At 55.8% G+C, this 9,429-nt stretch carries 6 protein-coding genes (1 of these 6 running past the window's edge); 3 read left to right on the top strand and 3 right to left on the bottom strand.

Translation table 11 applies throughout. The features are described 5' to 3' along the window. Positions 1-84: 84 nt before the first annotated feature. Complete coding sequence (locus SIB88_RS11055; RefSeq protein ID WP_101247610.1) at positions 85-756, bottom strand: response regulator; 672 nt, start codon at positions 754-756, stop codon at positions 85-87. A gap of 416 nt (positions 757-1,172) precedes the next feature. Here SIB88_RS11055 and pepN point away from each other — a divergent pair, with 416 nt between their 5' ends. Then, positions 1,173-3,812, top strand: coding sequence for an aminopeptidase N (gene pepN / locus SIB88_RS11060; RefSeq protein ID WP_412558078.1), 2,640 nt, complete (start codon positions 1,173-1,175; stop codon positions 3,810-3,812). Between the two features lie 79 nt (positions 3,813-3,891). Here pepN and SIB88_RS11065 read toward each other — a convergent pair whose 3' ends face one another. Further along, the gene (locus SIB88_RS11065) at positions 3,892-6,084 is read right to left on the bottom strand and encodes a methyl-accepting chemotaxis protein (RefSeq protein ID WP_412558079.1); all 2,193 of its coding nucleotides are present in this window, start codon (positions 6,082-6,084) and stop codon (positions 3,892-3,894) included. Positions 6,085-6,854: 770 nt separating this feature from the next. Between SIB88_RS11065 and SIB88_RS11070 the strand changes: the two genes are divergently transcribed. Together SIB88_RS11070 and upp are read left to right on the top strand one after the other, a co-directional pair. Continuing rightward, positions 6,855-7,979, top strand: coding sequence for an SPOR domain-containing protein (locus SIB88_RS11070; protein WP_412558080.1), 1,125 nt, complete (start codon positions 6,855-6,857; stop codon positions 7,977-7,979). A gap of 388 nt (positions 7,980-8,367) precedes the next feature. Then, on the top strand, positions 8,368-9,018 hold the full coding sequence (gene upp, locus SIB88_RS11075) for a uracil phosphoribosyltransferase (protein ID WP_068520042.1): 651 nt from the start codon (positions 8,368-8,370) through the stop codon (positions 9,016-9,018). 83 nt (positions 9,019-9,101) lie between these two features. On the opposite strand, the gene SIB88_RS11080 is transcribed toward upp, so the two are convergent. Continuing rightward, positions 9,102-9,429, bottom strand: partial view of a hypothetical protein gene (locus tag SIB88_RS11080; protein ID WP_228196497.1) — the 3' portion only. Its footprint extends 119 nt past the window's final position; the window shows 328 of its 447 coding nt (coding positions 120-447); its start codon lies off the right edge, out of view; it ends in the stop codon at positions 9,102-9,104.

Consider the following 9,429-nt stretch of genomic DNA (forward strand, 5'->3'; position numbering starts at 1 on the left):
ACTGTGCCCGCAGATAAAGAACTATCTGCTTAAACGTGCCGCCACGCCAGAGGTTCCTGAACCCGGCATGATGCGAACCGGCAATCAGGCGTCGATGGCCGGTTCCTGAAGCTGAAGTTCGCGGGCGATAATCACCGCCTGGGTGCGGCTGTGAACCGACAGTTTGCGCAGGATGGCCGATACATGGGCCTTGACGGTGGCCTCGGTCACATCAAGCTCATAGGCGATCTGCTTGTTAAGCTTGCCTTCGGTCAGCATGTTCAAAACGCGAAGCTGCTGCGGGGTAAGTTGTCCGATTTTTTCGGCAAGGCCCGTGGCCTCGTCATCAGCCGGGCCGTTTTCCATGGCTTCGCGCGCCCAGTCGGGCATCCACATGCCACCATCCAGAACGGTTTTGACGGCCAACCCGATCTGATCGACCGGGGCCGATTTCGGGACAAAGGCCGATGCGCCATATTCGATGGAACGGCGGACAACCGGCAGTTCCTGGCTGGCCGAAACGATGGAAACCGGAATGTCGGGATAGGATGCGCGCAATGAAAACAGGCCGGTAAAGCCGTTCATGCCCGGCATATGAAGATCAAGCAGAACAAGGTCGATATCGCCTTTGCGGGCTTCGATCTGTTCGATGGCTTCAAACAGGCTGCCGGCTTCATAGACTGTGACGTTATCCAGCTCTGTTGTTAATGACTGTTTCAGGGCACCGCGGACAAGCGGATGGTCATCAGCGATCAGAATCTGGAATGTCTCGGTCATTGGCGAGTTCCCCTGGACGTTATTTCCCCGACAGGTCGCAATTATTCTATCCCGATCAATCGGAACTCACAAAGTCTTAGGTGAGAAAATGTTGGGATAATTTTGATTTTGGTGCGGGTGCGACCCGGAAAGCGCCCAACTGCCCGCAAGGATCATCGGCAGAAAGGTTGAGGGAAACCAAAGATCACTCTCGCCCCACGAAATGTGAAACTTTGGCCCCCCTCGCGCCACCGTTTGGGATTATGCATACTAAAATCGGTGCCGTAAACTCCGCATTTGAGGAAAAATGAAATTTATCCTATCAGTGAAACGAATGACCGAAATTCAGTTCTGACAAACGACACTGCGCTGCAATATTGGCGAATTTATACAATCCGTTCCAAAACCGCGCAGCCCAAGGGAAAAAGGACACAGAAATGTCTGAACAGCCGCAAGTGATCCACCGTAAAGACTATAAAGAACCTGACTTTTTTGTAGAAAAGGTCGAACTGGTTTTTGATCTCGAACGGGACGTCACAAATGTCAAATCACGGCTGTTTGTGGCTGCGAATCCTGCGCGCGGCACCGGCAAGGGCGACGAAGTTTTCCTTCATGGCGAGGACATGAAACTGCTTTCGGTGACCCTTGATGGTGATCGTCTGGCCTCAAGCGACTTTACCGTCGATGCCGAAGGTCTGCGCTTTGCCGCACCGGGGGCAAATTTCATTGCCGAAATCGAAACCCAGATTTCACCGGCCAACAATACACGCCTCGAAGGGCTTTATGTTTCGCAAAGCGCGTTCTGTACGCAGTGCGAGGCCGAAGGTTTCCGCCGCATTACCTATTTCCCGGATCGCCCCGATGTGATGGCGACCTATAAGGTGACGATCAATGCCGACAAGGCAAGCTGCCCGGTTCTGCTATCGAACGGCAACCTGATTGACAGCGGTGATCTTGACGGCGGGCGTCATTTCGCGGTGTGGGAAGACCCGTTCCCCAAGCCGTCCTATCTGTTTGCGCTGGTTGCCGGTGATCTGGCCTGTGTCGAAGACAGCTTTGTCACCCGTTCCGGGCGCAAGGTTGCGCTGCGCATTTTTGTTGAACATGGCAATGAAGACCGCTGCGATTACGCGATGGACAGCCTGATCCGCTCGATGAAGTGGGACGAGGATGTCTATGGTCTGGAATATGACCTCGATCTGTTCAATATCGTGGCGGTGTCGGACTTCAATATGGGGGCGATGGAAAACAAAAGCCTCAATATCTTTAATGCCAAATACATTCTGGCAAAGCCCGACACGGCAACCGATACCGATTATGAACTGATTGAATCGATCGTTGCCCATGAATATTTCCATAACTGGTCGGGCAATCGCGTGACATGCCGTGACTGGTTCCAGTTGTCCCTTAAGGAAGGCCTGACCGTTTTCCGTGATCAGGAGTTCTCCGCCGATCAGCGGTCCCGCCCGGTGCAGCGCATCAAGGATGTCGCACAGCTTCGTGCGCGCCAGTTCCCCGAAGATGGCGGGCCGCTTGCCCATCCGGTGCGACCCGACAGCTATATGGAAATAAACAATTTCTATACCGCCACGGTCTATGAAAAGGGCGCGGAACTGATCCGCATGATGCATACGCTGCTGGGGCCCGATGGCTATCGCAAGGGGATCGATCTTTATTTTTATCGCCATGATGGTCAGGCCGTGACCTGTGATGATTTTGCCAAGGCGATGGAAGACGCCAATGACGCCGATTTCACTCAGCTCAAACGCTGGTACTCGCAGGCCGGTACGCCGGAGCTGACCTGGCAGGGCGAATATGATGCTGATGCCAAACAGTTCACCCTGACTGTGTCACAGAAAACCGACCCGACCCCGGGACAGCCGGACAAATATCCGCTTCACATGCCGATTTCGGTCGGTCTTCTGGGGGCGGACGGATCGGATTTGGTGGCAAAGACCGTGGAGCTGACCAAGGAAAGTCAGGAATTTGTCTTTGACGGCGTATCGGAAAAGCCGGTTGTTTCCTTTAACCGCGGTTTTTCAGCACCGGTCAATGTCATGACCGATCAGCCCGACGATGAACTGGTGTTCCTGATGGGCAAGGATTCCGATGCGTTCAACCGCTGGGAAGCCGGACAAAAATATGCAACCCGCTTGATGCTGGCGGCCATCACCGAATTTGAAAAGAATGGCGGGGATGCCAATGCCGCACTGGACGGGCAGGGCGACAGCATCGCGGCCTTTATTGATGCGATGCGGGCCACCCTTTGCAACGACGACCTTGATAAGGCTTTCCGGGCTGATGCATTGGCGTTGCCGGGCGAAGAATTCCTGTCCGAACAGCGCAAACCGGCAAACCCCGAAGCCATCCATCAAATCCGCAAGGCCCTGCGCAAGCGGATCGGTCTTGGCCTGTTGGCGGAATTTGATGCGACCTATCGTCAGAATGGCTCAAACGCGGCCTTTACCCCCGATGCAACATCTGCTGGTCAGCGTGCCTTGCGCGCGACGGCGCTGGCCTATCTGGTGGCAAGCGACAAGGTGGAATATGCCGATCTTGCCGCCGAACAATATCGTACCGCGGACAATATGACCGACCAGATGGCGGCACTTTCGGTGCTGAACCATCTGGATCATCCGGGGCGGGCCGAGGCACTGGCCGATTTCGAAGCCCGCTTTGCCAAGGACGGCGTGGTTCTGGATAAATGGTTCGCGCTTCAGGCGATGTCATCGCGCGATGATACGCTTGCCCGCGTCAAGGATCTGATGAGCCATCCGGCCTTTACCATGCGCAACCCGAACAAGGTCCGGTCGCTGGTCGGGGCCTTTGCCATGGCCAACCCGCGCGCCTTCCACGCCAAGGACGGATCGGGATACGCATTCTATGCCGATCGTCTGATTGAACTCGATGATATCAACCCGCAGGTGGCCGCACGCCTGTGCGCACCGCTTGGCAAATGGGCGAAATATGATGCCGATCGCGCACGCCTGATGAAACAGGCGCTTGAGCGGGTTCTGGCAAAACCGGAAATCTCGCGCGATCTTTATGAAATCGCGTCGAAATCAATCGCCAGCTGATAGCCGGCTTTGACGGCATCTAACGAAAAGGGCGGCCTTGCGGGGCCGCCCTTTGTCTTGATCCGGTCTGGTTTCCTGATCAGGTCAGTTTCATGCGTTCGCTAAATTCGCGCATGCGATCAGAAAGATTGCGCGCCATCTCGGAAAGCTGATGGCTTGCGGTATTAAGGTCCTGGGCATTGCGCCCGGTGCCAAGTGCGCCTTCATTCACGAACCGGATCATTTCATCCATCGACCCGGCACCTTCGGCGATGCGCTGGACGTTTTCGGAAATCTCGCTTGTCGCACGGCGCTGTTCATCAACCGACTGGGTAATGGTCGACTGGATGTCATTGACCTGATGAATAACGTCACCCACTGTGCTGATGGAATGGGCGGCTTTCTGAACTTCCTGCTGGATCGCAGTGGTCAGATCGCCAATCTGCCCGGTGGCGTTTGCGGTCTGATCGGCAAGCGATTTGACCTCGTTGGCCACCACGGCAAAACCCTTGCCAAGTTCACCGGCACGTTCGGCCTCGATCGTTGCGTTCAACGACAAAAGCTTGGTGCGGTGCGCGATATCGTTGATCAGATCAATGATCGATCCGATCTCCGAACTTGCCTTTTCAAGTGATCCGATATTGCGCTGGCTTTCCTCTGCTTCTTTTTGTGCCCGGCCGGTCACATCGGATGCCTCGGTTGCCTGACGGTTGATTTCCGCGATCGAGGATGAAAGTTCCTCGACGGCGGTGGCAACATTCTGGGTGTTTGATGCCGCCTCGCGCGATACATCAAGTGCACCGCCCGATTGCTGGACCGTATTTTGCGACTGATCGGTCAGTTCGCTTGCCAGCTCCAGAAGGCCTTCGGATTGCTCGGTTACCGATTGGGCAACGCGGGCAACTTCGGCCATCATTTCGGTGACGGCGATTTTGCTTTCCTCGCGTTCCGTCACCGCATTCCAGGCAAGCATGGTGCCCAAAAGCGCGTTATCCTTGTCCAGCACAGGTGCGGCAAGGATTTCGAGATAATCACGCTTGTTCTGGATGATCTCGGTAAAGGGCAGGTTGGCCGGATTGGACAGACGGCTCTGGAAGTCTGCACCAAGTTCAAGGAAGTCGCCCGAAAGCGAACTTGCCGGGGCTCCGACATATTCCTGCCCGCTGGCATTCAGATACCCGACCTTGCCATCGGGGGTGATCAGTGCGGTCATGGTCGGGGTATGTTCGACCATGTTTTGCAGGATCAGGGCCTGGCGCACCGATTCCCTAAGCGCAATCAGGGCCTTTTTCATATCGCCGATTTCGTCGCTGCCGACCTGTGGCAGATCGACATTGGTATCGCCCTCCGAAATCGACGTCATCGCGCGCGAGAACGCCCGAAGATTGCGGAACACGGTGGTCCGCAACAAAAGCCACCCGGCCACCCAGGCCGCAAGCAGCACACCGATCAGGATTTCGATCGACAGGGCCCGCAAATCATCGGTCTGGGCATAGAAATCGGAGATGTCGCGATCAAATACCGCCTCGGCCCAGATGCCGCCGCGCCCGTCGCTGATGGTGACATCAACGGCCGCGCGGTGGGTTTCGCCGGTGTCGGCCGGTGTTGTGCCCGCGTCTGCCGGTTGGGCATTTTCGGCGGTCTCGCCATCGGCCGAGTCTTCTGTCTGGGTAATGGCAGTGCCGCCTTCGCTGGCTTCGCCATCTTCAAGGCTTTCAAACAGCACCGTCCCCGATTTGTCGAGAATCTGGAAATTGCCCCCCAGAACCTTGCCAATGCCTGCCAGTGTCGGCAGCGGGTCGGTAATGACTTCAAGGAAACCGACTGCGCGGAAGCCCCCGACCGGCAGGATCAGGCTGAAAACCGGTCGCCCGTCGGGCGTGGTCCACATGAAACTGGCCGGTTTGCGGGCTTCGCCCTTGTCACGTCCGGTCAGGAACGCCATGACGTCCGGATCATCGGTGACGCTGGCGCCAAGATTGGCCTTTGACGTTGCAAGCTGGTTGAAATCGGTGTCATAGGCAATCGCATCAATCAGCGTCAGGTCACCCTGAACCACCTCGCGGGCATTCGACAGAATATCAAGTTCTGCCTTCATGCGAGTCTGATCGTTTTCCTGATAGCTTTTCACCAGACTGCCAAGCCGCGACCATTCATTGGCAATCGGGGTAATCTTGTCTGCATAGTCGGTTGCCACCCGCGAACCGACAAAGAAATTCACCGTGCCACTGACCGAGTTGTTCAGCGTCTCGATGGCAAAATTGCGATAGGTATCTCCCGTCCAAAGGAGCATCCATGTAACAGCACCTGAAACCAGTAAACCCGTCACGAGCAAAATGCGCCGTAACGTCAGAAGGCTGGTTGCACCTCCTGAAATAGCCGTCTTTGCGGCCTTGTCTCCCGTCATATTCATCACTCCAGAGCAAACCGTTTTTTGTTTTTGTATTGTGTCGGTGTCTCGCTCCCACCTGGCTACTTCTTATGAGTAGTTTCCCTGATCCAAACAGAGCTTAATTTGGAAAACAATCTTTTAGTTGTTAAAAACTGCCGAAACCCGCGGAAAAATCAGGAATTTTTATGTGGTTGCGGGGGCTAATTCTCCTTTAAATGGTGTCCGTTCTGACGCGTTAAAAGTCAGTGTTTTGAAATTTCGGAAAAAAATATGCGAATGTGTGTGATAATCGTTTGCAATTAGATTTTCGATGGTCTATGACTGTCTTTGTCAAATGCAGACGGCAATGTCGTTTGTGACCGGTCTTCAGGCTGACATGGCGTGCCTGATGACCATTTATCTTCGGGACTCTCTCTCCCCGAAGGTCGATCTCTCTCACTCGAGGGGGCTGGTATCCGGTTTATTGTGCGGGACAATGCCGGGGAACATACCAGTCCCCCTTTTTTTATCCCGGTTTCTCCCATCATCCATCATCACTGTTCGTGCGTGGCTCACATGCCGTGCGGGCGTTTCCTTTATATATATGGTCGCGTGTCGCCGATTGAACGGCTTTAGCGTTTTATAAACGTGCTGGCGGTTACAAAATCATGATCACAATGATGTCGTGAAGGATGGCCAAGTTCATGGTTGGCGAAGACCAAACCAACAAACCCGATCTGCGTGCGACCCCGCAACCCGATTCCGAACCGGAATCCGGGCAAAAGGATGCGCCGCTTCCGGCCTTTATCTATGGGCGTGACGGGCATGGTGATGGCAACGGGCGTGACGGACGTCGCACCGGTGATCGGCAAAACTTTAATGCACGGATAGCTGATATGGATCGCAAAACCCTTCTTGGTCTTGTTACCGGGGCCGGTATGCTCGGCCTGGTCTTGTTCTTTGCCGGGATGCTGGTCGGGGCCGGACTGTTTATGGATTCCGATGACGGCGCCACCAATGCCGCCCTTGAAAAGCCACCGGTTGAAATGCTCGCAACCGAGCCGGATGAACCGGTCGTGGTTTCCGAACCGGTACCGCAAAGCCCGACAACCACCCCTGAAACGGTTGCCGAAATCGCCGAAAGCAGCGATGACCCGGTCGGGGATCTGATTGCCCAGCGCAGTGCGGCCCTTGAAAATTCCGACGAAGCCTCATCGGATGGCGATGCTGCTGCAACCACATCCGGTGCGGGTGACGCGGGCGGGGCGGCTTCCGAGATGACGGCAAATGATACGGCGGGTGATGGTGAAACGCTTTCTGCGCCGGAAATTCGCGAAGTCGGCGAAGCGCCAGCCGCACCTGACGCGCCAGAAGCACCGGCAGTGGAAAGCTCTGCTGCGACGGCTCAGGGCACGAATGATCAGGCCGCGGGCGAAAACTCTGCTTCTTCCGAACCGGCCAAGACCGATGCTGCCCCGGCTGCTCCTGCCAAACAGGAAACGGCGGCGCGCACATCAGCAACACAGAACGACGAGGCCGAAGTCGCCACCAATGGTGAAACGCCGTTCTCGGTACAGGTCGGGGCCTTCAAGGTTCATGAAAATGCCAGCCAGCGAGCTGAGGAGCTGCGCAAAAAGGGCCTTGAGGTCGCGGTTGTCGTACGCGGTGCCGCCGATGATTCGGCCTGGTATTATGTGCGGATCGGCAAATACGCCACCCTGAAACAGGCCCGTGATGATGCCGCCAAAATCAAAAAGGACCACGCGCTTGACGGGTTCCCGGTCCGGGCCGAACCCAATGACCGCGAAGTCGACTGATCAGCCGGAACTTTGATGACAAACGGGGTGATACAATATTGTATCGCCCCGTTTTGCGTTTGGCCCATGGGCCGCTCAGGTCCTTGGCAAAGGCGAGCCGGTTCACAGCACGGGCGTAGCATGATCTGGCAGAGGCCGCGCGCTGCATCTTGGCCGACTGTGCGGGCAGGCAGCAGTCGAGCCGGCGAACAGGCAGATCGGCAAGCGGGCGGGTCGGGGCAGGGGCGATTTGGCGAATTTGGCGTTAACAGGTTTGTTTTTGTCCCCTGTTTGCGGCATTCTACTTGCCTTCACCGGACAAAGCCTTTAGGCGGTACGCCCAGAGCAGAAATACAGAGAGGCAGCCGCCTATCCCGGCTGCCGCCCAAGACAGGATGGCTGGCAAGATATGAGCACCCCAACAGATTTCCCCAATCTCCACATTCTGGACCACCCGCTGATCCAGCATAAACTGACCCATATGCGCAAGGTCGATACCTCGACCAAAACCTTCCGCCAGTTGCTTAAGGAAATCGCGCTTCTGATGGGCTACGAGATCACCCGTGAGCTTCCTGTCAGCTATGAAGATATCCAGACCCCGATCTGCCCGATGAAGGCGCCGGTCATTCAGGGGCGCAAACTGGCTGTTGTGCCGATCCTGCGTGCCGGTTCTGGCATGGCAGACGGCCTGATTGAACTGATGCCGTCTGCCCGTATCGGTCATATCGGTCTGTATCGTGATCCCGATACCCACATGCCGGTCGAATATCTGGTGAAATTGCCGGAAATCGAAGGCCGTACCTTTATCCTTGTCGACCCGATGCTGGCGACCGGCAACTCGGCGGTGGCCGCAATCGACACGCTCAACAAATATGGCGTTGCTGACAAGGATATCCGGTTCATGGCGCTGGTTGCAGCACCCGAAGGTGTCAAAGTCTTCCAGGATGCGCACCCGGATGTTCCGATCTATACCGCCGGCCTTGATGAAAAGCTCAATGAAAAAGCTTACATCGTGCCGGGCCTTGGTGATGCGGGTGACCGACTGTTCGGAACGCGCTGATCGCGCAGCTTGCATGAATGCCTAAGAAAAAAGGGTGCCAACTGGCACCCTTTGTTTTTTGCTGATTTGTGAGACCCGGTGGATCAGCCTTTCGGCGATACCGTGATATCAACAACGGATCCAGCAAACGAACCGCCGGTAAGCTTGATCGTTGCGACGCGATTTTCGCGGTCATAGACCATGACCGAAATATCAGCGCGCACGACCGTGACCTTGCTCCAGCCGAAATTGGGCATTTCACGTTCGTAAAAATCATACATCTGCGCCTGTGTTCCGCCGGAATTCAGCACAAGCCGTCCGTGCCAGGCGTCAGAGGCACCAAAGATAATGCTTCGATCCATGTCGAGCGACGAGTTCGAAGGCATCGGAATATCGGTGAACTGTGTGAAGGACGGAACCGGCTGGCCGCCT

The organism is Thalassospira sp. MIT121401 (assembly GCF_047125595.1).
Lineage (GTDB): Bacteria > Pseudomonadota > Alphaproteobacteria > Rhodospirillales > Thalassospiraceae > Thalassospira > Thalassospira povalilytica.